The following is a 25,752-nucleotide window of genomic DNA, read 5'->3' on the forward strand; positions in this document are numbered from 1 at the left end:
TGGCATGTGTGGTGTTGTGGCGCGCTCCGAGCCGCAGTGGCACACGGGTGCGCCGTCACGGTGGCGTGTGTGGAGTAGCGGTGGGTTCCTCACCGGAGTTCCACACGGCGCCGCTGAGCACTTCCCTGCTCCGAGCACTGTCGGCACGGTCCGGACGCCACGGGGAAACCGCGTTGGGGGGGGGGGGGGGGCGGGGGCCCCCCCCCCCCCCCCCCCCAACGCGGTAAGCGGCGCCGCTCAGAACAGGGTCTGCGTACCGCGCGGAATCATCGCCGGGCGCCACGCCGGATCGGTACCCACCGTGGTCAGGCGCTGCGTCGCCCGGGACAACGCCACGTACAGCGTCCGGACCCCGCTGGCGTCGACCGCCACCTCGCCCGGCTCGACCAGCACCACGGCGTCGTACTCCATGCCCTTGGCCTCGAGCACGCTGACCACCTGGACCCGTTCCGGCAGCCCGGCCACCCACGCCGCCATCTCCTCGCGGCGCGGCACCGGGGTGATCACGCCGATCGTCCCGTCGACGTCGGTGAGCTGCTTCTCGGTGGCCTGCCGGACCGCGGTCGCCAGGCCCGCCGCCGGCACCACCTCGTCCACCGGGTCCACGCCGGTGCTGCGCACCGCGGACGGCAACGGCAGGTCCGGCATGATGGTACGGATCACCGAGGCGGCCACCGCGAAGATCTCGGACGAGTTGCGGTAGTTCGTGGTGAGCGCGTACGTGCTGCGCTTGCGGGAGCCGAGCGCCCGGTCGCGGGCCCGGTCGAGTTCCGCCGGGTCGCCCGACCACGCCGTCTGGGCCGGGTCGCCGACCACCGTCCAGGAGGCGTACTGGCCGCGGCGGCCGATCATCCGCCACTGCATCGGCGAGACGTCCTGCGCCTCGTCCACCACCACGTGGGCGTAGTCCCGGTAGTCGTCCTCGCGCTGGGTCTGCTGGGCGCGGGTGGCCGCCTGCCGGTCCGCGTACGTGCTGACCTCCTGCACGCCGTCGCGTACGTGGAACGGGTTCCGGGTCTTCTTCGCGGCCTGCTTCGGACGGCCCATCAGTTCGTCGAGCTCGTCCAGCAGCGCCACGTCGGCGATCGTCGGGCCGTGCTCGGCGAGCCCGTCGAACGAGCCCTGCAGGGTGCCGATCTCGTCGCGGGAGAGCAGACCGTTCGCGTACGCCCGCAGCCGGCCCGGTTCGGCCAGCCAGCCCAGCACCCGCATCGGGGTGAGCCGGGGCCACCAGGCGCGCAGGAAGTCGCGGAAGTCGCCGCGGTCGGCCAGTTCCGCCTCGAAGTCGGGCTTCTCCGGCAGGTTCGTCACCTTCTGCGTGCGGGCCTGCGTCCACAGGGCGTTGAAGATGCCGTCGAACCCGGCGCCGCGGACCTCGTTGCGGCGGGCGCCGCGCGGCAGTGCCCGGCGGCGGATCCGGTCCAGGTCGGCGGCGTCCAGGCGGAGCAGCGCGCCGCGGTAGAGCAGCCGCAGCTCGGTGGGTGCGCCGGGTACCGCGTCGTGGGTGGCGCGTTCCAGCACCCGGCGGATCCGCAGTGAGCCCTTGACGGCGGCCACGTGGGTGGGGTCGACGCGCTGGGCGTCGTACCCGACCACCAGGGAGCCGAGCGAGCGCAGCGTGGCGGTGTCCTCGCCGAGCGAGGGCAGCACGGTGGCGATGTAGGTGACGAAGACCCCGGAGGGGCCGACCACCAGGATGCCGCCGCCGGCGAACCGGCTGCGGTCGGAATAGAGCAGGTACGCCGCCCGGTGCAGCGCGACCGCGGTCTTGCCGGTGCCGGGCCCGCCGGTCACGATCGTCACGCCGGAGGCGGGGGAGCGGATCGCGTCGTCCTGTTCGCGCTGGATGGTCGCCACGATGTCGCGCATGCCGTGCCCGGTGGCCTTGGAGAGGCTGGCCAGCAGCGCGCCGTCGCCGACGACCCGCATGTCCTCCGGCGCGGCTTCCGGGTCGAGCAGGTCGTCCTCGATGCCGATGACCCGTTCCCGGCTGGACTGGATCATGCGGCGGCGGATCACGCCGAGCGGTTCGGCGGCGGTGGCGCGGTAGAACGCCGCCGCGGCCGGTGCCCGCCAGTCGACCACCAGCGGCTGGGAGTTCTCGTCCCGGATGCCCATCCGGCCCACGTAGTGCACGGCGCCGGTCCGCAGGTCGAGCCGGCCGAACACCAGCCCTTCGTACTCGGTGTCCAGCGCGTGCCGGCGGCGGGCCGCGTGGAACACCATCGCGTCCCGTTCCACCAGGGCGCCGAAGGTGCCGACGCCGGCGAGCTGGTAGCCCTCCTTCTCGGCGCGGGACGCGTCGCGGCGCAGCTCGCCGAGCCGGGCGTAGACCCGGTCGACGTGCGCCTGTTCGACGGCGATCTCCTGTTGCAGGACGGTGGCGTCGCTCAAGTCGGTCATGCTCCCCGGACGGTTCTCTTACGGCAGTAGCCACCGGCAGGTACGCCAGGGGGCAATCGAACCTACTCCGGTTAGGGCGCCTTCGTCGACGGCGGCGCGCCCTTGACACCACCCGGCGCAGCATGGTCGACCGCCGGGGCCCCGCCTCGGTCAAGGAACTGGCCGCGCCGCTGGCCATGTCGCTGCCCGTGGTGCTCCAGCACCTGCAGGTGCTGGAGGGGAGCGGCCGGGTGCGGTCGGAGAAGGTCGGCCGGGTCCGGAGCCGCAGCAGGAAGACCTGGTGTTCGACTTCCGCGAGGGCGGCCGGGAGGGGGTCGTCACGATCACCGAGCAGGGCGTCTACCTGGACGGCTGGACCAGCCGAAGTACCGCGTCGAGGGCACCGAGCGCCTGCTCACCGCGCTCGGCGAGGCGCTCAGCCGGGAAGCCTAGGCGGCCTGGTCGTACCCGGCCCGCTGCTCGTCCCGCGCGTGGGCGCGGCGCCGGCGCCGGGAACGCTCCACCGGGGTGCTCCCGGCGGCCCGGGCGACCACCGTGGTCAGCGCCGCGTTCACCGCCTCCGGGCGTTCCAGCATCAGCATGTGACCGGCGCCGGGGCAGACCGTCAGCTCGGTGCCGGGCAGCGCGCCGGCGATCGACTCGGCGCAGGCCGGTGGGGTCAGCCGGTCCCGGTCGCCGACCAGCGCGGCGGCCGGTACGTCGCCCAGCGCGGCCAGCGTGTCCAGTCGCTGCTGGGCCCCGATCGACGGACGGAAGCCGCCGATCGAGCGCAGCGGCGCGCGGCCCACCGCGTCCATGGTCACCTGCAGCGCCGCGTCGTCGAGGTCGTCGCCGAACAGCAGCCAGCGGACGCTGGGACGCAGCACCGGCAGCACGGCGCGGTGCGGGCGCCAGGCACCGCAGCGGGCCAGCAGTCCGGCCCCGGCCGTCTCGCCGGCCCGCATCAGCGTCGCCAGCTGGGCGGGCAGGCCGTACCGGGTGTGCGTGTGGCCCTCGGCGGTGGTGGAGACGAAGACCAGCCCGGCGATCCGGGCGGCGAACTCCTCCGGGTACGAGTCCGCGTACTCCATGATCGTCATGCCGCCCATCGAGTGGCCGGCCAGCACGACCGGACCGTGCGGGGCGTACCGCCGGAGCACCTCGGCCAGGTCGCGGCCGAGCTGGGGGAGCGTGGCCGAGTGCAGCCGGGTGGCGCCGGAGCGGCCGTGCCCGCGGGCGTCGTACCGGACGATGCGCGCGCCGCCCGCCGCCTCCAGCGCGCTGACCTGGTGATGCCATGTGCGCCGGTCCAGGCACCAGCCGTGCATCAGCACGACGGTCACCGGCGCGTCGGCCGGTCCGGACGCTTCGACGAACAGCCGGACGCCGTCGGAGAGGATCGCTTCCGAGCGTTCGGACATGGGCACCTCTGTGAGTCGCACGGCCCCGTTGTACCCACGGGTAATAAGCATCACGCCTGCAAACCGAAAAAGCCACCACGGGCGTATAGGTGACCTGCCTCGCATCCTCTGTCACTCGGCCGTCACTCGTAGAAAATAAGGACTATGACGGCTCCCGCGCCTGTGCCCGCACTCAACTCCGCCGACGCGCTTGCCGAACTGGTGGCTGGAAACCGCCGTTTCGTCACTGGGCGTCCCGAACACGGTCACAACGTCTCGGCGGCCGCCGCGGCGTCCGGTGGCCAGCAGCCGCACGCCGTGGTGGTCGGCTGCATCGACTCCCGCGTACCCCTGGAAGCGATCTTCGACCAGACCTTCGGCTCGATCTGCGTGGTGCGCTCCGGTGCCCACGTGGTGGACCGGGCGGTGCTCGGCTCCGTCGAGTTCGCGGTCACCGCGTTGCGGGTGCCGCTCGTCATGGTGCTGGGGCACGTGCGCTGCGGCGCCGTCCAGGCCACCGTCGACGCGCTGCGGGCCGACGCCGAGCCGGTCGGCGACCTCGGCTACCTGGTGAACGAGATCGCCCCGGCGGTGCTCTCGGTCGGCCTGGACGACCCGGACGTGGCCGCCAAGGCGATGCGGGCGCACGTGGGCCGGACCGTCCGGCGGCTCCGCGAGGTGGCCGGCGTGGGCGAGGCGACCGCGGCCGGCCGGGTCACCGTCGTGGGCGCCGTGTACGACCTCGACACCGGCTGCGTGGACCTGCTCAGCTGATCAACTTGTCGTGATCATCGGTAGATGCAAAAAGGCGCTCTCCGGATGCGGAGAGCGCCTTTCGGCGTGCGGTGCGGTCAGCCCTCGAAGATGCCCGCGTCCACGAGGCGCTTCTCGGTGGCGTCCCAGCCGTCACCGGGGAACGTCTCGTTGAGCACGTTCAGCTCGGAACGGATCTTCGCACCGTGGCCGGCGGCGGCGAGGACGCGGATCTCCTCGACGAACGCGTCGGAGTCGGTCTTGAGGTGGTTGGTGCGACCGTTGGTCAGGTTGCGCACGTAGGCGAAGCGACCGTTGGCCAGCGGAATGAGGTACTTGTACTCACCCAGCACGCTCAGGGCGCCGCCCGAACTCTGGCCGGCGCGAACTGATGCGCGGGCGGTCTTAGAGGTGTTGCTCGCCACGGCGGTACTCCTTGAGTGAAAAGCAGAAAAGGCCGGAGCAAGCCTACACGACGGCCGACCTGCCGTGCCGCCGGAGCAGGTCAGGCGTTATCCCAGGTGTGCCTCGACGGCCGTTCCCATAGTCGATATTGCGGTTTCTCTGGCGCACCATCCGTACCACCCGGCATCATGGGACACGATCAACCGTGGTCGAGGTCGTAGGGGAAGACGCACCTCGGTCTCCGGGAGGTCACCGTGCCAACGTGTGGCGTCGTATACGTCCACTCGACCCCACTCGCCGTGTGCCAGCACGTCGAGTGGGCGATCGCGCGCGTCCTCACCGCGCCGGTCAATCTGCACTGGACTGCGCAGCCGGTCGATCCGGCCATGCGGCGGTCGGAATGCAGCTGGTCGGGGAGACCCGGCACTGGTGCGGAGCTGGCTGCTGCCCTCAGACAGTGGCCCATGATCCGTTTCGAGGTCACCGAGGAGCCCAGCCCCGGTGTCGACGGGGAACGGTTCATGCACGTGCCCGGCCGCGGCCTGTTCCGCGGCACGATGGGCGCCTCCGGCGACATCCAGGTCGGCGAGGACCGGCTGCGGGCGATCATGGACTCGGCCCGGGCCCCCGAGGCGTTGTCCCACGCCCTGGAGAAGGCCCTCGGCACCGCATGGGACGCGGAACTCGAACCGTACCGCTACGCCGGCGACGGAGCCCCGCTCACCCTGCTCACCCGCGTCGGGTAGGGCGTACCCCCGGGTCGCGCGGGTCACCGGGAACTGATCCAATGGGGCGGGTGACCAGGGGACTGCGCATTGCCGCCACCGCCATACCGCTGGTGCTGCTCGCCGCCTGCGGTGCGGACACGCCGCCGCGGCCCACACCGGCCGCGAGCGTGGCGCCGCCCGTGGTGGTGCCCTCGTCGAGCGCACCGCCCGCACCCACCGGCGACCCGGCGGCCCGCGCCGCCGAGGTGGCCCGCGGGCTGGGCGACGAGGACCTGGTCGGCCAGGTGCTGATGCCGTACGCGTACGGCAACTCCGCCACCGACGTCGACCGGGGCTCCAAGGCCGGCAATCAGAAGCTGGGCGGCGTGGACACCCCGGCCGAGATGGTGGCGAAGTTCCGCCTCGGCGGCATCATCCTGGTCAGCTTCACCGCCGACGACCCGACCGGCCGCACCAACCCGACCAGCAACGTGGAGAGCCCCAAGCAGGTCCGCGCGCTCACCGCCGGCCTGCAGCAGGCGGCCGGCCGGCTGCCCGCCGGTGCGCCGCTGTTGATCGGCACCGACCAGGAGTACGGCGTGGTGACCCGGGTCAAGGACGGCGTCACGCTGCTGCCGTCCGCGATGGCGTTCGGCGCCGGCCGTCAGCCCCGGCTGACCGAGGCGGCGTGGCGCGCCGCCGGCACCGAACTGGCCGCGATGGGCGTCAACGTCGACTTCGCCCCGGTGGCCGACACGCTGGGCGGCGACGGCAGCCGGGTGATCGGCTCCCGCTCGTACGGCGGCGACGCCAAGGCGAACGCCGCCCAGGTCGCCGCCGCGGTGCGCGGGCTGCAGGGCGCCGGGGTCGCCGCCGCCCTCAAGCACTTCCCCGGTCACGGCCACACCACCGGCGACAGCCACGACGAGCTGCCGGTCGTCGGGCACAGCCGCAAGGCCTGGAACGCCGGCGACAAGCCGCCGTTCGCGTCCGGCATCACCGCCGGCGCCGGCCTGGTGATGTCCGGCCACCTCGACGTCAAGGCGCTGGACCCGGGCGTGGCCGCCACCTTCTCGTCCAAGGTGATGACCGGCGTCCTGCGCAAGGAACTCAAGTTCACCGGCGTCGCGGTCACCGACGCGATGAACATGGCGCCGGCGATGAAGTGGCCGCCCGGCGAGGCCGCGGTCCGCGCGCTCAAGGCCGGCAACGACCTGCTGCTGATGCCACCCGACCTGACCGGCGCCCGCGACGGCCTGCTGGCGGCCCTGCGGGACGGCAGCCTGCCCCGGGCCCGCCTGGTCGAGGCCGCGACCCGGATCCTGACCCTGAAGTTCCGCACCGCCGCAAAGCCCCAGCCCGAGCTGTCGGCACTGAAGTCGCCGGCACACGACCGCGCGGTCCTGGCCGCCGGCGCCGCGTCCATCACGGTGCTGCGCGGCAAGTGCTCCGCCCCACTGGTCACCGGCCCGGTCACGGTCACCGCGTCGGACGGCCGCGAGGCCACGCGCGTCGCGCTGGTCAAGGCCCTGCAGGCGGCCGGCGTGCAGGTCCAGGCCGCGGGCGGCAAGGTCGTCCACCTCGTCGGGTACGGCGACCGCACCACCGACCTCGCGCTGTCCGCCGACCTCACCGTCGCGATGGACACGCCCTACCTGCTGGCGGCGTCCCGCTCCCCGATGCTGATCGCCACCTACTCCTCCAGCCCGCTGTCCATGACCGCCCTGGCCAACGCCATAGCCGGCAAAACCCGCCCCACCGGCCGAGCCCCCGTCCCCGTCCCCAGCCTCCCCCGAACCGCCTGCCCCTCCTAGCCCCCGCCTAGCTTCAAACGTCGATCTTGGACTTGTGGTGGCGGCAAACGCCGCGTCCCACCGCCAATTCGGGCACCACAAGTCCCAGATTGAGGGGTCGAGGGGCGGAGGGGCCGAGTCGTCCGGGTGTTCGTCGGCGCGTGCTGAGTGGGAGAGCGGTGCCGGCGCGCTGCTGCCGCCAGTCGCGGTAGCGGGTCTGCCGGTGCGCGTCTGATGTCGCCGCCGTTGTTGCTGCTGTTGCGGTACAGCTGGCCGCGCACCTGCCGGTAAGCGCTGTTCACCGCGAGGCGTCCCGGACGAGGCACCGATCCACCAGACGCCACCGGTCCTGAGGGCGAGCGCATCTCCTGCGCGCCGACGCGACAGCCATCCGACAACATGAGCGCCAGCGCCTCACGTCGTCCGCCGCCCACGCGAGGCGGCCTACTCAAGACCGCCCGCGTGTGGCTGCCCGCGTGTGGCTGCCCGCGTGTGGCTGCCCGCGTGTGGCCGCCCGCGTGTGGCCGCCCGCGTGTGGCCGCCCGCGTGTGGCCGCCCGCCTGAGGCCGCCCGCCTGAGGCCGGCCCCGCCCCGCGGCCGGCCTCAGAGCGAATCAGAGCGAATCAGAGCGGAATGTTCCCATGCGCACCCCGGGCAGCCGGAGCCGCGGCCAGCGCCTCGGCCAGCCGGCGACGGGTCTCCTCAGGCTTGATCACGTCGTCCACGACGCCGATCTCGAGGGCCCGGTTCACCCCGCCCGCGATCTTGATCTGGTCGGCGATCAGCGTCTCGCGCAGCGACTCGCGCTGCTCGTGCGCGGCCGCGGCCAGCTTCTTGCGGTGCAGGATGTTCACCGCGGCGCTCGCGCCCATGACCGCGATCTCCGCGTTCGGCCAGGCGAACACGGCCGTCGCGCCCAGCGAGCGGGAGTTCATCGCGATGTACGCGCCGCCGTACGCCTTGCGGGTCACCAGCGTCACCCGGGGCACCACCGCCTCGGCGAAGGCGTGCAGCAGCTTCGCGCCGCGGCGCACCACGCCGTCCCACTCCTGACCCAGGCCGGGCAGATAGCCGGGCACGTCCACCAGGACGACCAGCGGCACGCCGAGCGAGTCGCACATCCGCACGAACCGGGCCGCCTTCTCGGCGCTGGTCGCGTCCAGGCAGCCGCCCAGGCGCAGCGGGTTGTTGGCGATCACGCCGACCGTGCGGCCGGCGAACCGGCCGAGCGTGGTGACCACGTTCGGTGCCCACTTGGCGTGCAACTCCACGCCGGGCTCGTCCAGCAGCGCCTTGACCACCGGTCGCACGTCGTACGCCCGGTTGGCCTCGGCGGGCATCGCCGCGCCCAGGTTGTGGCCGTTGTCGCCGCCGTCGGCCACGTCGGCGGGGGAGAAGCGGCCCTGGTGCCCGAGCAGCGCGGCCAGTTTGCGCGCCTCGAGCATCGCCGTCTCGTCGTCCTTGGTGGTGATGTGCACGACGCCGGAGCGGCGGCCGTGCGGCTCGGGTCCGCCGAGCCGTTCCATGTCGACCTGTTCGCCGGTGACGCTGCGGACCACCTCGGGACCGGTCACGAAGATCCGGCCGGCCTTGCTCATGATGACGATGTCGGTGAGCGCCGGGCCGTAGGCCGCGCCGCCGGCCGCCGGGCCGAGCACGACCGAGATCTGCGGTACCCGGCCGGAGGCGCGCACCATGGCGGCGAAGACCTGGCCCACGCCGTCCAGCGCCGTGACGCCCTCGGCCAGCCGGGCGCCGCCGGAGTGCCAGAGGCCGATCACCGGTACCCGTTCCCGGACCGCGGTGTCGATCGCGTCGACGACGTGCTGGCAGCCCTCGATGCCCATGGCGCCACCCATCCGGGTGCCGTCGCTGGCGAAGGCGATCGCCGGGGTGCCGTCGATCTCGCCGCGCGCGTACAGGACACCGGAGTCGTCCTTGGGCGCGAGCAGGCGCAGGCTGCCGCCGTCGAAGAGGTTGCGCAGCCGCAGTTCCGGATCGCGGTAGTCGACCGACGAGTCTATGTCCGATGAGGTGGTGGTCACGGCGTTCTCCAAGGTGGGATGAGGGGTCACGCGCGGGTGAAGATCAGAGCCACGTTGTGGCCGCCGAAGCCGAACGAGTTGTTCAGCGCCGCCGGGATGTCCATCGGCCGTGCCTTGTGGGCGGCGACGTCCAGGCTAAGTCCGTCGTCGGGGTCGTCCAGGTTGATCGTCGGCGGTACGACACTGTCGCGGATCGCCAGGATGGTGGCGATCGACTCCAGGGCGCCGGCCGCGCCGAGCAGGTGTCCGGACATGGACTTGGTGGACGTCAGGACCGGGTGGTCACCGATCGCCTTGCGTACCCCGTGCACCTCGGCCATGTCGCCGACCGGCGTGGAGGTGGCGTGCGCGTTGACGTGCACGATGTCGGAACCGGACAGGTCGGCGTCGCGCAGTGCCATGTTCATCGCCCGGATGCCGCCCAGGCCTTCGGGGTGCGGCTGGACGATGTCGTACCCGTCGGAGGTGATCCCGGCGCCGGCGAACCGGGCGTACACCCGTGCGCCGCGGGCGGCGGCGTGGTCGGCGCGTTCCAGCACCAGCGCGCCCGCGCCCTCGCCCAGCACGAAGCCGTCGCGGCCCTTATCCCACGGGCGGGACGCCTTCTCCGGGTCGTCGTTGCGGGTCGACATGGCCCGCATCGAGGCGAAGCCGGCGATCGGCAGCTGATGGACGACCGCTTCGGTGCCGCCGGCGACGACCACGTCGGCCCGGCCGGAACGGATGATGTCCAGCCCCAGCGCCAGCGCCTCGGCGCCGGTGGCGCAGGCACTCGCCACGGTGTGCACGCCGGCCTGAGCGCCCAGCTCGAGACCGACCCAGGCGGCCGGGCCGTTCGGCATGAGCATCGGCACGGTGTGCGGGCTGACCCGCCGCGGCCCGTGCTCCTTGAGGACGTCGTACTGGTTGAGCAGGGTGATCGCGCCGCCGATGCCGCTGCCGATGCTGACCGCGAGGCGTTCCGGGTCGAGCCCGGAGTCGGCCAGGCCGGAGTCGGCCAGGCCGGAGTCGGCCCAGGCCTGGTGCCCGGCGATCAGCGCCATGGCCTCGGACCGGTCCAGCCGGCGGAGCTTGACCCGCTCGATCAGGTTTGCCGGGTCCACGGCGAGTTGCGCGGCGATGCGGACGGACAGTTGCCCGGCCCACTCCTGGGTGAGCGCACTCACCCCGGAGCGGCCGGCGAGCATGGCGTCCCAGGTGGACGCGACGTCCCCGCCCAGCGGGGTCGTCGCGCCGAGCCCGGTGACGACGACGTCTGTGCGGCTCATGTCAGTGATTCGCCTCGATGTAGGAAACGGCGTCGCCGACGGTCTTGAGGTTCTGCACCTCGTTGTCCGGGATCTTGACGCCGAACTTCTCCTCGGCGGCCACCACGACCTCGACCATGGACAGCGAGTCGACGTCCAGGTCGTCGGTGAAGGACTTCTCCTCGGCGACGTCGTCCGGGTTCACCCCGGCGACCTCCTCGAGGATCTCGGCGAGGCCGGAGGTGATCTCTTCGCGAGTTGCCATTCTGGGACTTTCCTCTCGATGGTGGGGATTGCTCCGTCCGGGTCGGCCCGCCCTGTCAGGGGCAGCGGACGACCTGGCCGGCGTAGGTGAGGCCGCCGCCGAAGCCGAACAGCAGGACCGGGGCGCCCGAGGGCACCTCGCGCCGCTCGATCAGCTTGGACAGGGCCAGCGGCACACTGGCCGCGGAGGTGTTGCCGGACTCGACGAGGTCCTTGGCGATCACGACGTCCGGGCCGAGCCCGAGCCGCTTCACGATGCCGTCGATGATCCGGGTGTTCGCCTGGTGCGGGATGAACGCGGCCAGGTCGCTGGGCTTGACGCCGGCCCGCTCGCACGCCTCGATGGCGAACGGCGCGAGCGCGGTGGTGGCCCAGCGGAAGACGATCTGGCCTTCCTGCTTGATGTACGGCTGCCAGCCCTCGATCCGCAGCACGTCGCCCTTGTCCGGGGCGGAACCCCAGAGCACCGGGCCGATGCCGGGCTGCTCGCCGTCCGGGACCGCGGTGACCACCGCGGCACCGGCGCCGTCGCCGAACAGCACCGCGGTGGTGCGGTCGGTCCAGTCGGTGACGTCGGAGAGCTTCTCCGCGCCGATCACCAGCGCGTTGCGGGAGGCGCCGGCACCGACCGCGTGGTCCGCGGTGGCCAGCGCGTACGAGAAACCGGAGCACGCCGTGTTCAGGTCGAACGCGGCCGGCGCCGGAATGCCGAGCTTGGCCGCGACCCGGGTGGCGACGTTCGGGCAGCGGTCGATCGAGGAGCAGGTGGCCACCACGACCATGTCGATGTCGGCCGGGGTGAGGCCGGAGTTGGCCAGCGCCTTCTCCGCCGCGAACGTGGCCATGTCGGCGACCGACTCCTGGTCCGCGATGCGGCGCTCGGCGATGCCGACCCGGTCCCGGATCCAGCCGTCGTTGGTGTCCACGATGTTGGCCAGGTCGTTGTTGGTGACGATGCGCGAGGGCTGGTAGTGGCCCAGCGCCACGATCCGGGAACCGACGGTCATCGTTCGCTCCTTCTCATCGGCTCGCTCACTGCTGGCCGCCGATCCGCGCGACCGGCTGGCCGGTGGCCACCGGGTCGTCGTGGTGGGCGAGCCACTCGGTCAGCACGCCGGCGGCGTGCGCGGGCACCTCGACCGCGCCCTGGCGGGTGACGATCTGGCCGATGACCTGGCCGGAGCGCACGTTGTGGCCCTCCTCGAGGTCCTCGGCCGGCTGGAACATCCCGGCGCTGGTCGCCACCACGACCCGGAACAGCGGGGTGGGCTCCAGGCTGGGCGCCATGCCGTGCCGGGCGATCAGGTCGCGGGCCGCGCCGAGGTCGTCCGGGGTGTTGAGGGTGACGATCTCCGGGGCCCCGTCGCCCTTGAGCTCGCGCTTGATCAGCCCGGCCAGCGTGCCGGCCGGGGCCAGTTCGATGACGCCGGTGACGCCCAGGTCGCGCAGCGTCCGCATGCACAGGTCCCACCGGACCGGCGCGGTGACCTGGCGGACCAGGCGCTGCAGCAGCTCGCGGCCGTGGATCACGGCGGCGCCGTCCAGGTTCGACACGATGATCTTGGAGGGGTCCGAGACGGTGACGCCCGCGGCGACCGTGGCCAGCGCCTGCTCGGCCGGCGCCATGTACGGCGTGTGGAACGCCCCGGCGACCTTCAGTGTGATGACCCGGGCCGGCGGCTCCGCGGCCAGCTTGGCGAGCGCGTCGCGGCCCCCGGCGGCGACGATCTGGCCGGCCCCGTTGCGGTTGGCCGGGTACAGGCCCATCCTGTCGATCGCGGCGAGCACCTCGTCGGTGTCGCCGCCCAGCACCGCACTCATCCCGCTCGGTTCCAGGGCGCAGGCCGCGGCCATTTCCCGGCCGCGGACCCCGGCCAGCGTGATCGCGGCCTCGGCGGGGAGGACACCGGCCAGGGCGGCGGCGCCGAGTTCACCGACGCTGTGCCCGGCGACCAGGCCGACGTCGTACATCGGGAGGTGCTCGGCGGCGAGCAGCGCGGCTGCGACCAGCAGTGGCTGGGTGCGGGCGGTGTCCTTGATCTCCTCGGCGTCCGCCTCGGTGCCGAGGTGGATCAGGTCGACCCCGGCGAGCGCGGACCACCAGCGGAGGCGGGCCTCGGCTCCGGGCAGCGCGAGCCAGGGGGAGAGGAAGCCGGGCTTCTGGGAGCCCTGACCGGGCGAGAGTACGGCGAGCACGTTGTTGACTCTTCCGGATGGACGGACGTTGCGTGGGTGCTGCGTGGTACGAAACCCTACGACCACCGTTGTAGGGTCCCTACAACGGGGTGTGCGTTTTGCCCGTTTTGACGCCGGTATGCTGACATAAAAGAGCCTTGACTAAACGCCGTGATCCGCGTCGCAAAGACGGCTTACGTCCCGGGTTCGAGCCGCCCGATCGCCAGCGCCATCCGGAGCGCGAACGCGTCCCGGCCGTCCAGCGGCGACAGGCCGGTCACCTCGGCGACCCGCTTCAGGCGGTACCGGACCGTGTTCGGGTGCACGAAGAGTTCCCGGGCCGCGCTCTCCAGCACACCGCCCGCGGCGAAGAACGCATCCAGCGTCTCCAGCAGGCCGCCGCCGGCCCGTGCCACCGCGCCGTACGCGTCGTGCCGGAGCACCCGCCGCGCCTCCGAGTCGCCGGCCAGCGCCCGTTCCGGCAGCAGGTCGTCGGCCGCCACCGGGATCGGTGCACCCGGCCAGGCCGGCGCCGCCCGGAAACCGGCCAGGGCCGCCCGAGCCGACTCGGTGGCCTGGTCCAGCGACGGGACCGCCGGGCCCACCACGATCGGGCCCTCCCCGAAGCTGGTGGCCAGCTGACCGGCGGTGGCGCACGGATCGCTGGCCCCGCCCACCACCACGACCAGCCGGTCGCCGTGCACTCCGCCGATCACCTCCACCCGGGCCCGGCGCGCCGCCCGGTACACCGAGTGCAGCACCGCGGTGATGTCGCCGCCCGGCGAACGGCCCACCACCACCGCGACCGGCGGCGCGTCCGCCCAGCCCAGTGCCGCGGCCCGGCTGGCCAGCACGTCCGACGAGTCGCCGCGCAGCAACGCATCCACCAGCAGCGCCTGCAGCCGGGCGTCCCAGGCGCCGCGGGACTCGGCGGCCCGGGCGTACACCCGGGCGGCGGAGAACGCGATCTCGCGGGAGAACTTGAGGATCGCGGTCCGCAGCGCGTCCTCCTCGCCGTCCGCGGCGAGCACCGGCACCTGGGCCTCGGCGACGTCGATGGTCACCTTGATCAGCGCCACGGTCTGGGTCAGCGTGATCGAGCGGGCCAGCGCCCGGGGTGCCGCCGCGAACACGTCGTCGGAGATCTCCTGGGTGGTGGCCGCGATGGTGCCGCCGGACCGCAGCCACTCCACCAGCGACCGCACGCCGGCCTGCGCCACCAGCATCACCCAGGAACGCTGGTCGGCCGGCAGCGCGCGGAACCAGGGCAGCGTCTCGTCCATCCGGGCCACCGCGGAGCTGGCGAGCTTCCCCGCCCGCTGCTCGATGCGGCGCAGGGTGGCCGCGAGCGGTGGCCGGCCCGCCGTACTCCCGGTTGGTGTTGCCGTAGTCACGCGTCCAGCGTGTCACGACCGTTCGTCGACCTGGCGCGGGCGTGTCAGGATTTCGGCGATGATGCTCCTTCTTCGGCCACGCTGGCCGGCCGCCGCCGCGATCGCGTTCCTCGTGCTGGCCGTGCCGGCCCTCGGCGGGTGGGCGCCGCTGTCCACGGCGGACGAGACGGTCAGTGGCTGGTTCCGGGAGTTCGGCCGGCCGCAGCCCGGGCTCATCGACGCGGTCCGGATCGGCACGGACCTGGCCGCCACGGTGCCGTACCTGGTCGCCGGCGCCGCGGTCACGGTCCTGTTCGCGGTGCGCCGGCGGATCGGCGAGGCGTGGTTGTGCGGGGGTGTGACAGTGGTCGTACCCGTGCTCTGGTCTCTCATGCACCTGTGGTTGCTGCACCCGCGGCCGGAGGACGCCTTCGTCGTGGTGACCAGCAACGGCTTCCCGAGCGGCCACAGCAGCAACGCGGCTGCGGCGGCATGGGTGGCGGTGCTGCTGCTCTGGCCGCGGCTCGGCGGTCGCGCCCGGACCGCGCTGGTGGCCGCGGCGGTGGGGTTCGCGCTGGTGATCGGGCTGACCCGGATGGTGCTGCTGGCGCACTATCCGAGTCAGGTGCTCGGTGGCTGGCTGCTGGCCTCGGCCGTGGTCCCGGCGCTGGCGCTGGCCGTGTCCCGGTCCCGGGCGCGAGCGGTCGCCGGTACCTCGTGAGGTTTGTGGCCGTTAGGGGGTTTTGATGCTGTTTGACGGTAATAGCGGTGAGCCTCTCCCCTGATTCCGGTCGGTGACCTGGCAGGGTGACGTTCTGACGTTGGGCGGACCGGCGCCGCCGAGGACGTCAAGCGAGGCGAAACGGTGCCGATGGAACCGGTGACCGGAGAGGAGGAGGCGACATGACGGAACGCGACGACGGCCCGCTGCGCGCCGACCCCGAGCCCGGTACGCCGGTCGAGGAGATCGAGGACGAGATCGTGGTGTCCGTCCCGGTCCGCGGCGGCTGCCGCACCGAGCTGCGTGGCTGGGCCGGCGCCCACCTGCACGGGGCGGTGCGCCCGCGCCGCCGGGCGGCCCGTCGCGGCCGCCCGCCCGGCCGATGGTGCTGAGCCGCCCACCCGGGTCGTAGGTTTCCCGGCGCCGTCGGCGGCTCACCCGGGTGGGTGACTGCCGGATCGGGTGCGGCGCGTCGGCAGACGGAACGGCCGCGTCCGGACACCGTGAGACGGTGGACGACAAGCGACGGCTCATCCTCGACCAGGCCCTGGCTCTCGTGGACGAGCACGGCCTGGCGGCGATGTCCATGCGGGCGGTCGCGGAACGGGTCGGGCTCACGTCGATGGCCCTGTACCCGTATGTCGGGGGCAAGGACGCCCTGCTGGACGGCCTGGTCGACCTGCTCGGCATCGAGTTGGGCAGCGCCTACGGCGACGACCCGGCGGACATCGACTGGCGGCAGCGGCTGCGGGCGCTGGGACGCGCGGTCCGCAAGCTGGCCCATGAGCATCCGGGCGCCTTCCCGCTGCTGCTGAACCGGCCCGCGGCGGCGGCCTCGGCGTCCTGGTTGACCGCGGCGCTGCGCGGGGTGCTGCACGACGCCGGTGCCGCGCCGGACCAGGTGCCGCGGATGGCGCGGATGATCTGCGCGTTCCTGCTGGGCTACACCACCGGCGAGGTGACCGGCGGCCTTCCGCCCGGCACCCGGCCCGCCGAGGAGGGCGACGGCGGCGCCGAAGCCGTCCCGGAGGGCGGCGACGATGCGGGAGATCCGGCCGGCGGGCCGGACGCCGACGCCCGGCAGAGCGCCGGGGCGGCCGAGTTCGACGCGGACCTGGAGGACCTGGTTCGGCTGGTCGAGGTCGCCGTTCGGGTCGGGTGAACGCCATTCTCCGTTGATCTTGGCCGGTGCGGGCCTATAAAGAGTGCACCAGCACATGATCGCGGGGGCACGCATGAAGGGCGTTGACGACGAGGCGCTGCACGAGTACGTGACCAGCCGGTATCCCGGCCTGCGCCGCTCCGCGTTCCTGATGTGCGGCGACTGGGGCCTGGCCGACGAGTTGAGCCGGGAGGCGCTCGCCCTGCTGGTCGCGGAGTCCCGCCGGGGCGGGGTGGACGATCCCGACGCCCAGTTGTACGCGGACGTGATGGCCGCCTTCCAGCACCGGCCGGCCCGCCGCGAGCACGTGTTCGTGGCGGCGCCGGACGCGGACGCCGGCAACGCGGAGCGGACCATTCTGGTGCTGGACGCGCTGCACCGGCTGTCCCCGCGCTGCCGGGCGGTGCTGGTGCTGCGGCACTGGGACGGGTTCGCGGTGGACGAGACGGCGGACATCCTCGACCTGGCCGACGAGAAGGTCCGGGAGTACGAGTCGGCCGGCCTGGCCACGCTGCGGGACCTGTTCGCGAACACGGCCGGGGCGGACGACGTCGCGGTGGCCTTCCTGAACGAGCGCCCGTCGGTGTCCCGATGAGCCGGCCCACGGAGGAGAACCGCCGCGAGACGATCATCCTGCGGGCGGACGAGCCGGGCCGGCGGACCGAGCGGACCGACGCGGACCGGCTCGCCGGGCTGCTGGCCCAGGTGTTCGACGGGGAGCCGCCGGTCGCGGACGGCGTTGCGGCGGTGTTCCGGCGGGCCGAGGCGATCCGCCGCCGCCGGCTGCGCCACCTGGTGTCCGCGGGCGCCGCCGTCGCGCTGGTGGTGGCCGTGGTGGGCTACGTGCTGACCAGCGCCGTGCTGCCGACCACCCCGAAGCGGACCTCGGCGGGGGCCGCGGCGACCCCGGCGCCGGCCCGGGACCCGGTGCTGGACGTGCTGACCGCGGTGACCGCGGACCGGGAGTTGCGGGTGGTGCCGCGCCCGCCGGCCGAGGGCGAGGGCTGGCGCCAGTTCGCGGTGAGCAGCGAGACCGGCCGGCCGCGCGGTCTGATCCAGATCTCGGTGTACGCCGCCCCGGACGGTCTCTGCTTCCCGGTCCGGGCGGATCCCGAAGTGTGCGCCCGGCCGGATCGTTCCGGCGACGTGGAGTACGTCCGGTACGCCGACGAGAAGGACGAGGACTGGCAGGTCACGCAGACCGTGGCGCGCCGGGTGCCGGACGGCCGGGTGGTCGTGGTGATGGCCACCGGGCAGCGTGGCACCGGCGACTCCGACGCGGGCCGGCCGCCGCTGACCGGTCGGGAGGCGGCCGAGGTGGCGGTGCAGGCGCGGGTGATGAACGCGTTCGGCCCGGAGGAGTCCTGCAACGGCCCGGACCCGGCCTGCCCGTTGCTGCGTGTCCCGTTGCCGGAGCTGTCCGCGGAGTGACCGGCCCGGCCGGCCCGGCGGCGGTGTCAGACCCGGCGGCGGATCAGGAACGAGATGCCGGCCAGGCCGAACAGGATGACCACCAGGACGGCGCCGTTGAGCAGCACCAGTTGGCGCATCTGGTCGATGAAGTTGTTGACCCCGGCGACCGGGTCGAGTTCCTCGACCGCGACCTGCTCGCCGATGCCACCGCCGATGCCGCCGTTCACCACCCGGCTCTTGGCCTCCAGCGGCACGCCGGCGACCCGCAGCGAATCGGACATGCTCAGCCGGCCGTAGAACCAGCCGTCGGCCTTCTTGCCGGTGGGCTGCTTCGACGGGCGGTGCGCGCGGGGGCCGCCGGACGCCAGCGGGTACAGCTCGTACACCTGCTGGGGTGCGTTCTTCGCCAGGACGGTCAGCACGTACTTCGGGCCGAGCTTGTCCGCCTTGGGCTTGGTGGTCTGCGGTGTGGCGTTGGCCAGCCAGCTGACCTCGTTGAGCAGCGCCTGGAAGACCTCGGGCCGGTCCGGCTGGGTCACCGTGAGCTTGCCGGTGACGCCCTTGCCGGCGAGCGTCACGGCGGTCGGCTTGGTGGCCGACTTGGTGGGCGCCGCCTGCGCGCCGGCCGGAGCCACCGCGAGCAGCACCGCGACGGCGGCGACGAATGCCACGGTCGCCGACCCGAGTCGGGTGATCACCCCTCGAACCACGATCCGGCCTCCCCCGCCTTCGGATGCACCTTGCTGCACGCCCCGGTCCCCACAGTTTTGTCGCTTAGCGGCTGCCGCGCATCCCAGGAAGGGTAGATTGAAAGCAAACTGCGATGAACTTCGTAACCTGCGGAGGCCGTTGATCAGCAGCCGGATAGTACCGACCCACCGCAAGTGGTGGGACGGGCGGCCGTCCGGGCAGCGGACCGTCATACCTTTAAAGACGTCCGCCGTGGCCCGGACGTTGCCTCCGGCGGCGGGAAACCTCTAAAGGCGGGCCCGCGCCGCCGTCAGCCGGGCCAGCGTGCGCTCCCGGCCGAGCACCTCCAGGGACTCGAACAGCGGCAGCCCGACCGTCCGGCCGGTCACCGCGACTCGTACCGGCGCCTGGGTCTTGCCGAGTTTGAGGCCGTGCTGCTCGCCGACCCGCTCGAGCGCCGCCTTCAGCGGTTCGGCCGTCCAGACCGGTTCGGCCGCGAACGCGGCGTGTGCCGCGTCCAGCAGGGCCGCCGCGTTCTCCTTCATCGCCTTGGCCCAGGACGCCTCGTCGCGGACCGGCTCGTCCAGGAAGAGGAAGTCGACGTAGTCGACGATCTCGCCGAGCACCGTGATCCGGGTCTGGGCCAGCGGCGCGGCGGCGGCGAACACGGCCGGATCGAACGCGGTGGCCGGCCAGGGCGGTGCCGGGATGGTCGCGGTGCCGGTCAGCCAGGGCGTGCAGGCCGCCGCGAACTCCTCGGCCGGCAGCGCGCGGATGTACTCGCCGTTGAACGCCCGCAGCTTCTTGACGTCGAAGAACGCGGGGGAGTGGTTGACGTCCTCGAGCCGGTACTCGGCCTCGACGACCGACCACGGCACGATCTCCCGGTCGCCGGTGGGCGCCCAGCCGAGCAGCATCAGGTAGTTGCGCATGGCCGCGGGTAGGAAGCCCTCGTCCCGGTACGCCTCCAGCGCCACCTTGTCCCGCCGCTTGGACAGCTTCTGCCGCTTCTCGTTGACGATCACCGGGACGTGCGCCCAGATCGGCGGCTTCACGCCCAGCGCCTCCCACAGCAGCTGCTGCTTGGGCGTGTTGGGCAGGTGCTCCTCGGCGCGGATCACGTGGGTGATGCCCATGGTCATGTCGTCCACGACGTTGGCCAGCAGGAACACCGCGCTGCCGTCGCTGCGGGCGATGACGAAGTCCTCGAGCAGGCGGTTCTCGAACGTCGGCTCGCCGCGCACCAGGTCGACGACCACGGTGGCGCCGTCGTCCGGGGTACGGAACCGCAGTGCCCGGCCCTCGCCCGGTCCCAGCGCGCGGTCGCGGCAGAAGCCGTCGTAGCCGGTGTGCTTGTTGCCGCTGCGGGCGACCACGTCGTCGCGGGTGCAGTCGCAGTAGTACGCGCGGCCCTCGCCGTACAGCCGGGTGGCGGCGGCGGTGTGCTCGGCGGCGTAGGCGGACTGGTGGTACGGACCCTCGTAGGTGCCGCGCTCGATGCCGATCCAGTCCAGCGCGGAGAGGATGCCCTCGATCCACTCGGGCCGGTTGCGGGCCGCGTCGGTGTCCTCGATCCGCAGAACGAACACGCCGTCGTGCTGCCGGGCGTAGATCCAGTTCTGCAGCGCCGAACGGGCACCGCCGACGTGGAACATCCCGGTCGGAGAGGGGGCGAAACGCACGCGCACAGTCACCCGACAAGCCTACGGCGCCCGTCGAACGCCTTGTCGGCGGGCTTTCATCACGTCGTATATTGACGAGTATTAGTAAACCTTCCTAATATTTAGGTCATGAGAAGAACATTGGCCGCGGTCGCGGCTACCGCTGCGGTCGCGGCCGTGGCGCTCGGCGTCCCCGCCACCGCGCACGCCGCGGTGCTGCCCAACGGCTTCAAGAGCGTCGGGTACATGCCGTCCTGGTCGGGCAGCGTGCCGAGCATCCAGTTCAGCAAGCTGACCCACATCAACTACTCGTTCGCGCTCCCCAACGCGAACGGCACCCTGCAGCCGATCGAGAACACCGCGAAGCTGCAGCAACTGGTGACGCTCGGCCACCAGAACAACGTCAAGGTCTCGCTGGCCGTCGGCGGCTGGAACGACGGCAACGACTCCGCGTTCGAGTCGCTGGCCGCGAACGCCGGCACCCGCACCACGTTCGTCAACGCGCTGATGGGCGCGGTCCGCCAGTACAACCTGGACGGCATCGACATGGACTGGGAATACCCCGACCCGGGCCAGTCGGCGAACAACTACACCGCGCTGATGCAACAGCTCGGCACCGCGCTGCACGCCGAGGGCAAGCTGCTCACCGCGGCCGTGGTCGCCGAGGGCGGCACCGCGAACGGCGTGCAGCCGGCCGTCTTCGCCGCGGTCGACTGGCTGAACATCATGGCGTACGACGGCGGCAGCCCGCACGCCAACTTCGACTGGTCGATCAACGCGGCCAACTTCTGGATGAACCGCGGCCTGCCGAAGGCCAAGACCGTCCTGGGCGTGCCGTTCTACAGCCGGCCCGGCTACCTCACGTTCGCCCAGCTGGTGCAGCAGGACCCGGCGAACGCCAACCGGGACTGCACCCCGTCGGGCGAGTGCTACAACGGCATCCCCACGGTCAAGCGCAAGACCCAGTGGGCCATGGCGAACGCCGGCGGCATCATGAACTGGGAGCTGTCCCAGGACAGCACCGGCTCGACGTCGCTGGTCAGCGCGATCTACGAGGTGGCGACCGGCGGCGGCACGTCACCGGGCGGCCGGAGCGGGCGGATCACCGGCGTCGGCGGCAAGTGTGTCGACGTGGCCGGTGCGTCCAGCGCCAACGGCACCGCGGTGCAGCTGTACGACTGCAACGGCACCGCCGCGCAGACCTGGACGGTGGCCACCGACGGCACCGTGCGGGCGCTGGGCAAGTGCCTGGACGTGAACGCGGCCGGCACCGCGAACGGCTCGCTGGTGCAGTTGTACGACTGCAACGGCACCGGTGCCCAGGCGTGGCAGTCGCAGCCGGACGGCACGCTGCGCAACCCGGCCGCCGGGCGCTGCCTGGACGCCCAGAACAACAGCTCGGCGAACGGCACCCGGCTGCAGCTCTGGGACTGCTTCGCGGGCGCCAACCAGCGCTGGACACTGCCGTAGCGATCACCGCCAGGGGAACAGCCCGGATGACAGCGTTGGTGTTCCACTGGAGCGCTCCAGTGGAACACCAACGTCCGCACGCCGGCGCGCTACACCACCACGGCATGGTCCGGGAGCGCCCGCCGCACCCCCGCCGCCAACCGGCCGAACGGGCGCACCTCAGCCCGCCCGTCCACGTCCTCCCACACGCCCTCGATCCGGCCGTTCACCACCAGGGTGGGCGAGATCCAGCCCTGCGGCCGGGACACCGCCGACTTCGGGCCGCTGCTGATCCGGTCCAGCTGCCGGGTGCTGGCCACCACGTACGGGTCGAACGCCGGCAGCAGGTGCACGGTGTCCGTCCGGTCTCCGTCCCCGGCCAGGTCGGCCGGGACGAATCCGTCGCCGGCCGGCGTCAACCGGTCGGCGAGCCGGGCGAACGACTTCTTCGCCAGCGACGGAGTGAGGTCGAACCAGCGGGCGAACTCGGCCGGGTCGGCCGGACCGTAGGCACCGAGGTACGCCAGCGCCAGCTCGTCGATCGCCGCGTCGACCGGCACCGGCTCCCAGTCGCCGAACCACGCCCGCGGCGCCACGAACGTCACGTTGCGCCCGCGCGGCGGCCCGGAGCAGAGCAGGCCCCGGAACGCCAGCGGCTTGAGGATCGCGCCGAACCCCTGGGTCAGCGGCCCGCGCAGGTCGTCGTGCCCGGTGCCGGCGATGAGCCCCTCGGCCAGTTCCTCGCGGGTCATCGGCGTGCCGCCCAGCACGTCCGGGACCGCCGCGACGATGTCCCGCATCTGCGCGGCGGTCACCCCGTGGTACTTCAGCCACGATCCCTTCGTCTCCCGGTTGCGGGTGCTCATCGCGGCGACCCAGCGGGGCAGGTCGGCGGCGGGCAGCAGGTGCAGCGTGCCGCGGGCGGCCCAGGTCCGCACCAGGGTGCGGTCGGCGTACAGCGCCGCGTCCAGGTCCGGCGGGTCCGGCAGGCGCAGCCGGGCCGCGGCGTGCGCGGACGCGGTCACCTGCGCGTGCAGGCCGCCCACCCGGCGCGCCACGGCGACCACGTCGGTGCCGCGGGTGCGGCCCAGGAACTGCCGGCCGATCCGCCACCGCAGGATCTCGTCGAGGTTCACGGGTGTTCCTTTCGCTGTCGGTGGCCGCGCACCTTGGCCCGGTTGCCGCAGCGTTCCATGGAGCACCAGCGCCGGTTGCCGGGCCGGGACGTGTCCAGGTAGACGAGGTAGCAGTCGTCGGCTCCGCACATCCGGATCCGGGTGGCGGCCGGCGGGGTCAGCGTGCCGACCGCGTCGCGGGCGATCGCGGCCGCGATCTGCGCGCCGGTCACCGGTCGCCGCCAGGTGGGCGTGCCGTCCGGCGCGATCCGGGGTACGGGCGGCGGGCCGGCCGCGATCTCGTTGACCGTGTCCGCGTCCCGGGCCGCCACCGGGGTTCCGGTCACCAGCGCGTACGCCCCGGCCCAGACCGCCTCCCGCAGCAGCTTGACCAGGCGCAGCTCGGGCCCGGTGGCGCGGACGTCGGCGGCCGGCACGCCCAGCCGGGAGCCCGCCACCCACCGGGCCAGGTCGGGCGGGGTGTGCAGGATCTCGAACCGGGCCCGGAAGCCCTCGCCGCCGGTGGTGCAGGCCAGCTCGAGGCTGAGCGTTCCCGCGTCGAACGAGAACACCTGGCCGTCCGGATGCCGCAGCCTCATGTAACCGGTTATACCAGTTTCGGCGCGGCGACGCTTGACGGGTGCCGAACGGGCGGCGTACTTTTCAAGGCAGTTAATTAACGAGATTGTTAAATAAAGGAGCGCGCCGGATGGGCAAGGTCTACGCGGTGGAGTACGTGACCCTCGACGGCGTCTTCGAGGAGCCCGCCTGGAGCGGACCCTACTTCAACGACGAACTGGGCGACTGGCAGCAGGCCAACCTGACCGAGGCCGACGCGCTGCTGCTCGGGCGCCGGACCTACGAGGGGTTCAAGGCCGCCTGGCCGCAGATGGAGGCGGAGACCGGCGACTTCGGCAAGAGGATGAACGGGATGCCCAAGCACGTCGCCACCACCACGCTCACCACGCCCGAGTGGAACGCCCGGTTCATCCAGGGCGACGTGGCCGCCGCGGTCACCGCACTCCGCTCCGGCCCGGACACCCTGATGATCAACGGCAGCGCGTCCCTGGTGAACTTCCTGACCCGGCACAACCTCATCGACGAATACCGGATCATGTTCTATCCCGTGGTCGTCGGCGAGGGCCGCCGGCTGTGGGACGAGGGCACCAGGGTCGCCCTCAAGCACACCGGCAGCTTCACCACCACGACCGGCGTCGAGGTCGTCACGTACGTGCCGGCCTGACCCCGGACGACCCTGACCCCGGACGACGACGGGCCCGGCCAGCCGGCCGGGCCCGTCGCTCGATCACCGAACTAGCTGTCGCCGCCGGTCTCGCCGACCGGTGCGGCCGACACGTCGTCGATCGCGTACTTCTTCGCCGCCTCGGCCGGCACGTGCGACGGCACCTTGCCGCGCAGCGCCAGCTGGCGCAGCGTGGCCACCGCGACCGACTCGCCGTCGACGTGGAAGTGCCGGCGCAGCGCGTGCCGGGTGTCGCTCATGCCGAAGCCGTCCGTGCCCAGCGACGTGTAGTCGCCCGGCACCCAGCGCGAGATGAGGTCCGGCACCGCGCGCATCCAGTCGCTGACCGCGACCACCGGGCCCTCGGTGCCCTCCAGCTTCTGCTGGATGTACGGCTTGCGCGGCTGGTCGCCGGGGTGCATCAGGTTGTGCTCCTCGACCTCCACCGCGTCGCGCCGCAGCTCGGTCCACGAGGTCACCGACCACACGTCGGCCGCCACGCCCCAGTCCTGGGCCAGCAGCTGCTGCGCCTTGAGCGCCCACTGCATGCCGCTGCCGGACGCCAGCAGATTCGCCCGCGGTCCGGTGGACTCCGCCGCCGGGGCGTACTTGTAGATGCCCTTGAGCAGGCCCTCCACGTCGACGCCGGACGGCTCCGCGGGCTGCAGGATCGGCTCGTTGTAGACGGTCAGGTAGTAGTAGACGTTCTCCTGCTTCTCGCCGTACATCCGGTGCAGGCCGTTCTCGACGATGTACGCCGTCTCGAACGCGAACGCCGGGTCGTACGCCACCACGGCCGGGTTGGTGGCCGCGATCAGCAGCGAATGGCCGTCCTCGTGCTGCAGGCCCTCGCCGTTCAGCGTGGTCCGCCCGGCGGTGGCACCGAGCAGGAAACCGCGGGTCATCTGGTCGGACGCCGCCCACAGCTCGTCCGCCGTGCGCTGGAAGCCGAACATCGAGTAGAAGATGTACAGCGGGATCATCGGCTCGCCGTGCGTGGCGTACGCCGTGCCGGCCGCGATGAAGCTCGCGGTCGAACCGGCCTCGTTGATGCCCTCGTGCAGGATCTGGCCGTTGGTCGCTTCCTTGTAGGACAGGAACAGCTCCCGGTCGACCGACGTGTAGGTCTGGCCGTGCGGCGAGTAGATCTTGCGGGTCGGGAACAACGAGTCCATGCCGAACGTACGGGCCTCGTCCGGGATGATCGGCACCCAGCGCGCGCCGAACTCCTTGTCCTTCATGATGTCCTTGAGCAGCCGGACGAACGCCATCGTGGTGGCGACCTTCTGCTTGCCCGAGCCGCGCTTGACGTCGGCGAACCGCGACGAGTCCGGGATGTTCAGCGGAATCGTGGTGTTCCGCCGGGACGGCAGGAAACCGCCCAGCTCCTTGCGGCGCTCCAGCAGGTACTGCAGCTCGTCGGACTTCTCACCCGGGTGGAAGTACGGCGGCAGGTACGGGTTGTCCTCCAGCTGCTTGTCGCTGATGTCCAGGTACAGCCGGTCCCGGAAACCCTTCAGGTCGGGCAGCGTCAGCTTCTTCATCTGGTGCGTGGCGTTGCGGGCCTCGAAGTGCGAGCCCAGCGTCCAGCCCTTGATGGTCTTGGCCAGGATCACCGTGGGCTGGCCGGTGTGGGTCGTCGCCGCCTGGTACGCCGCATACAGCTTGCGGTAGTCGTGACCGCCGCGCTTGAGGTTCCAGATCTCGTCGTCGGACATCGGCTCGACCAGCTTGCGGGTGCGCGGGTCACGGCC

The 25,752-nt window shown here is 72.4% G+C and carries 24 protein-coding genes; 10 read left to right on the forward strand and 14 right to left on the reverse strand.

What is annotated here, in order from left to right; genetic code table 11:
• Nucleotides 1-237: 237 nt before the first annotated feature.
• Together LDL48_RS37375 and LDL48_RS37380 are read right to left on the reverse strand one after the other, a co-directional pair.
• Nucleotides 238-2,394 carry a HelD family protein gene (locus tag LDL48_RS37375; protein WP_225259915.1) on the reverse strand — a complete coding sequence of 719 codons (2,157 nt, stop codon included), beginning with the start codon at nt 2,392-2,394 and terminating at the stop codon, nt 238-240.
• Nucleotides 2,395-2,831: 437 nt separating this feature from the next.
• A complete protein-coding gene (locus LDL48_RS37380) occupies nt 2,832-3,803 on the reverse strand; it encodes an alpha/beta fold hydrolase (protein WP_225259893.1) in 972 nt (323 codons plus the stop codon).
• Between the two features lie 144 nt (nt 3,804-3,947).
• On the opposite strand from LDL48_RS37380, the gene LDL48_RS37385 reads away from it, so the two are divergent.
• A complete protein-coding gene (locus tag LDL48_RS37385) occupies nt 3,948-4,556 on the forward strand; it encodes a carbonic anhydrase (protein ID WP_225259894.1) in 609 nt (202 codons plus the stop codon).
• A 77-nt stretch (nt 4,557-4,633) separates the two neighbouring features.
• Here the strand turns inward: LDL48_RS37385 and LDL48_RS37390 are convergent, their stop codons facing one another.
• Entirely contained in the window at nt 4,634-4,960 is a 327-nt protein-coding gene (locus LDL48_RS37390) for a hypothetical protein (protein ID WP_225259895.1), read from the reverse strand.
• 234 nt (nt 4,961-5,194) lie between these two features.
• Here LDL48_RS37390 and LDL48_RS37395 point away from each other — a divergent pair, with 234 nt between their 5' ends.
• Both LDL48_RS37395 and LDL48_RS37400 read left to right on the forward strand, forming a co-directional pair.
• On the forward strand, nt 5,195-5,686 hold the full coding sequence (locus LDL48_RS37395; protein ID WP_225259896.1) for a DUF3145 domain-containing protein: 492 nt from the start codon (nt 5,195-5,197) through the stop codon (nt 5,684-5,686).
• A 41-nt stretch (nt 5,687-5,727) separates the two neighbouring features.
• Nucleotides 5,728-7,461 (forward strand): glycoside hydrolase family 3 protein, encoded by a 1,734-nt coding sequence (locus LDL48_RS37400; RefSeq protein WP_225259897.1) that lies wholly within the window; start codon nt 5,728-5,730, stop codon nt 7,459-7,461.
• A gap of 602 nt (nt 7,462-8,063) precedes the next feature.
• On the opposite strand, the gene LDL48_RS37405 is transcribed toward LDL48_RS37400, so the two are convergent.
• The 6 genes from LDL48_RS37405 to LDL48_RS37430 all read right to left on the reverse strand — a co-directional run bounded on the left by LDL48_RS37405 (nt 8,064) and on the right by LDL48_RS37430 (nt 14,565).
• On the reverse strand, nt 8,064-9,485 hold the full coding sequence (locus LDL48_RS37405; protein ID WP_225259898.1) for an acyl-CoA carboxylase subunit beta: 1,422 nt from the start codon (nt 9,483-9,485) through the stop codon (nt 8,064-8,066).
• A gap of 26 nt (nt 9,486-9,511) precedes the next feature.
• On the reverse strand, nt 9,512-10,753 hold the full coding sequence (gene fabF, locus LDL48_RS37410) for a beta-ketoacyl-ACP synthase II (protein ID WP_225259899.1): 1,242 nt from the start codon (nt 10,751-10,753) through the stop codon (nt 9,512-9,514).
• Nucleotide 10,754: 1 nt separating this feature from the next.
• A complete protein-coding gene (locus tag LDL48_RS37415) occupies nt 10,755-10,997 on the reverse strand; it encodes an acyl carrier protein (protein ID WP_020516670.1) in 243 nt (80 codons plus the stop codon).
• A gap of 55 nt (nt 10,998-11,052) precedes the next feature.
• Nucleotides 11,053-12,003, reverse strand: coding sequence for a beta-ketoacyl-ACP synthase III (locus LDL48_RS37420; RefSeq protein WP_225259900.1), 951 nt, complete (start codon nt 12,001-12,003; stop codon nt 11,053-11,055).
• A gap of 25 nt (nt 12,004-12,028) precedes the next feature.
• Nucleotides 12,029-13,192, reverse strand: coding sequence for an acyltransferase domain-containing protein (locus LDL48_RS37425; RefSeq protein WP_225259901.1), 1,164 nt, complete (start codon nt 13,190-13,192; stop codon nt 12,029-12,031).
• Between the two features lie 173 nt (nt 13,193-13,365).
• The gene (locus LDL48_RS37430) at nt 13,366-14,565 is read right to left on the reverse strand and encodes a PucR family transcriptional regulator (protein WP_225259902.1); all 1,200 of its coding nucleotides are present in this window, start codon (nt 14,563-14,565) and stop codon (nt 13,366-13,368) included.
• Nucleotides 14,566-14,623: 58 nt separating this feature from the next.
• Between LDL48_RS37430 and LDL48_RS37435 the strand changes: the two genes are divergently transcribed.
• From LDL48_RS37435 to LDL48_RS37455, 5 genes are all read left to right on the forward strand, one after another.
• Nucleotides 14,624-15,265, forward strand: coding sequence for a phosphatase PAP2 family protein (locus LDL48_RS37435; RefSeq protein WP_225259903.1), 642 nt, complete (start codon nt 14,624-14,626; stop codon nt 15,263-15,265).
• A gap of 182 nt (nt 15,266-15,447) precedes the next feature.
• Entirely contained in the window at nt 15,448-15,657 is a 210-nt protein-coding gene (locus tag LDL48_RS37440) for a hypothetical protein (protein ID WP_225259904.1), read from the forward strand.
• Between the two features lie 119 nt (nt 15,658-15,776).
• Nucleotides 15,777-16,427 carry a TetR/AcrR family transcriptional regulator gene (locus LDL48_RS37445; RefSeq protein ID WP_225259905.1) on the forward strand — a complete coding sequence of 217 codons (651 nt, stop codon included), beginning with the start codon at nt 15,777-15,779 and terminating at the stop codon, nt 16,425-16,427.
• A 73-nt stretch (nt 16,428-16,500) separates the two neighbouring features.
• On the forward strand, nt 16,501-17,022 hold the full coding sequence (locus tag LDL48_RS37450) for a sigma factor-like helix-turn-helix DNA-binding protein (RefSeq protein WP_225259906.1): 522 nt from the start codon (nt 16,501-16,503) through the stop codon (nt 17,020-17,022).
• Nucleotides 17,019-17,858 (forward strand): hypothetical protein, encoded by an 840-nt coding sequence (locus tag LDL48_RS37455; protein ID WP_225259907.1) that lies wholly within the window; start codon nt 17,019-17,021, stop codon nt 17,856-17,858. The genes LDL48_RS37450 and LDL48_RS37455 overlap by 4 nt, the downstream gene beginning before the upstream one ends.
• A 26-nt stretch (nt 17,859-17,884) precedes the next feature.
• Here LDL48_RS37455 and LDL48_RS37460 read toward each other — a convergent pair whose 3' ends face one another.
• Both LDL48_RS37460 and gltX read right to left on the reverse strand, forming a co-directional pair.
• Nucleotides 17,885-18,538, reverse strand: a complete 654-nt coding sequence (locus tag LDL48_RS37460; RefSeq protein WP_225259908.1) for a hypothetical protein — start codon at nt 18,536-18,538, stop codon at nt 17,885-17,887.
• A gap of 279 nt (nt 18,539-18,817) precedes the next feature.
• Nucleotides 18,818-20,224, reverse strand: a complete 1,407-nt coding sequence (gene gltX, locus LDL48_RS37465) for a glutamate--tRNA ligase (protein ID WP_308016542.1) — start codon at nt 20,222-20,224, stop codon at nt 18,818-18,820.
• Between the two features lie 96 nt (nt 20,225-20,320).
• Between gltX and LDL48_RS37470 the strand changes: the two genes are divergently transcribed.
• Complete coding sequence (locus LDL48_RS37470; protein ID WP_225259909.1) at nt 20,321-21,661, forward strand: glycosyl hydrolase family 18 protein; 1,341 nt, start codon at nt 20,321-20,323, stop codon at nt 21,659-21,661.
• Nucleotides 21,662-21,750: 89 nt separating this feature from the next.
• On the opposite strand, the gene LDL48_RS37475 is transcribed toward LDL48_RS37470, so the two are convergent.
• Nucleotides 21,751-22,776 carry a winged helix DNA-binding domain-containing protein gene (locus LDL48_RS37475; protein WP_225259910.1) on the reverse strand — a complete coding sequence of 342 codons (1,026 nt, stop codon included), beginning with the start codon at nt 22,774-22,776 and terminating at the stop codon, nt 21,751-21,753.
• On the reverse strand, nt 22,773-23,354 hold the full coding sequence (locus tag LDL48_RS37480) for a CGNR zinc finger domain-containing protein (protein ID WP_225259911.1): 582 nt from the start codon (nt 23,352-23,354) through the stop codon (nt 22,773-22,775). Before LDL48_RS37480 ends, LDL48_RS37475 begins: the two co-directional genes overlap by 4 nt.
• Nucleotides 23,355-23,464: 110 nt before the next feature.
• Between LDL48_RS37480 and LDL48_RS37485 the strand changes: the two genes are divergently transcribed.
• On the forward strand, nt 23,465-23,998 hold the full coding sequence (locus tag LDL48_RS37485; RefSeq protein WP_225259912.1) for a dihydrofolate reductase family protein: 534 nt from the start codon (nt 23,465-23,467) through the stop codon (nt 23,996-23,998).
• Nucleotides 23,999-24,069: 71 nt separating this feature from the next.
• Here the strand turns inward: LDL48_RS37485 and LDL48_RS37490 are convergent.
• Nucleotides 24,070-25,752 (reverse strand): transketolase-like TK C-terminal-containing protein (locus LDL48_RS37490; RefSeq protein WP_443667690.1); only part of this gene is annotated, 1,683 nt, incomplete at its 5' end.

It is taken from the genome of Jidongwangia harbinensis, assembly GCF_020216025.1.
GTDB classification, from domain to species: Bacteria; Actinomycetota; Actinomycetes; order Mycobacteriales; family Micromonosporaceae; genus Actinoplanes; species Actinoplanes harbinensis.

What these genes read in the sequence shown, in the direction of transcription:
- LDL48_RS37485 (WP_225259912.1), top strand. Translation starts at nt 23,465, where the DNA reads ATGGGCAAGGTCTACGCGGTGGAGTACGTGACCCTCGACGGCGTCTTC.
- LDL48_RS37385 (WP_225259894.1), top strand. Translation starts at nt 3,948, where the DNA reads ATGACGGCTCCCGCGCCTGTGCCCGCACTCAACTCCGCCGACGCGCTT.
- LDL48_RS37480 (WP_225259911.1), bottom strand. Translation starts at nt 23,354, where the DNA reads ATGAGGCTGCGGCATCCGGACGGCCAGGTGTTCTCGTTCGACGCGGGA.
- LDL48_RS37470 (WP_225259909.1), top strand. Translation starts at nt 20,321, where the DNA reads ATGAGAAGAACATTGGCCGCGGTCGCGGCTACCGCTGCGGTCGCGGCC.
- LDL48_RS37435 (WP_225259903.1), top strand. Translation starts at nt 14,624, where the DNA reads ATGATGCTCCTTCTTCGGCCACGCTGGCCGGCCGCCGCCGCGATCGCG.
- fabF (WP_225259899.1), bottom strand. Translation starts at nt 10,753, where the DNA reads ATGAGCCGCACAGACGTCGTCGTCACCGGGCTCGGCGCGACGACCCCG.
- LDL48_RS37455 (WP_225259907.1), top strand. Translation starts at nt 17,019, where the DNA reads ATGAGCCGGCCCACGGAGGAGAACCGCCGCGAGACGATCATCCTGCGG.
- LDL48_RS37415 (WP_020516670.1), bottom strand. Translation starts at nt 10,997, where the DNA reads ATGGCAACTCGCGAAGAGATCACCTCCGGCCTCGCCGAGATCCTCGAG.
- LDL48_RS37420 (WP_225259900.1), bottom strand. Translation starts at nt 12,003, where the DNA reads ATGACCGTCGGTTCCCGGATCGTGGCGCTGGGCCACTACCAGCCCTCG.
- LDL48_RS37450 (WP_225259906.1), top strand. Translation starts at nt 16,501, where the DNA reads ATGAAGGGCGTTGACGACGAGGCGCTGCACGAGTACGTGACCAGCCGG.
- LDL48_RS37380 (WP_225259893.1), bottom strand. Translation starts at nt 3,803, where the DNA reads ATGTCCGAACGCTCGGAAGCGATCCTCTCCGACGGCGTCCGGCTGTTC.
- LDL48_RS37440 (WP_225259904.1), top strand. Translation starts at nt 15,448, where the DNA reads ATGACGGAACGCGACGACGGCCCGCTGCGCGCCGACCCCGAGCCCGGT.
- LDL48_RS37400 (WP_225259897.1), top strand. Translation starts at nt 5,728, where the DNA reads ATGGGGCGGGTGACCAGGGGACTGCGCATTGCCGCCACCGCCATACCG.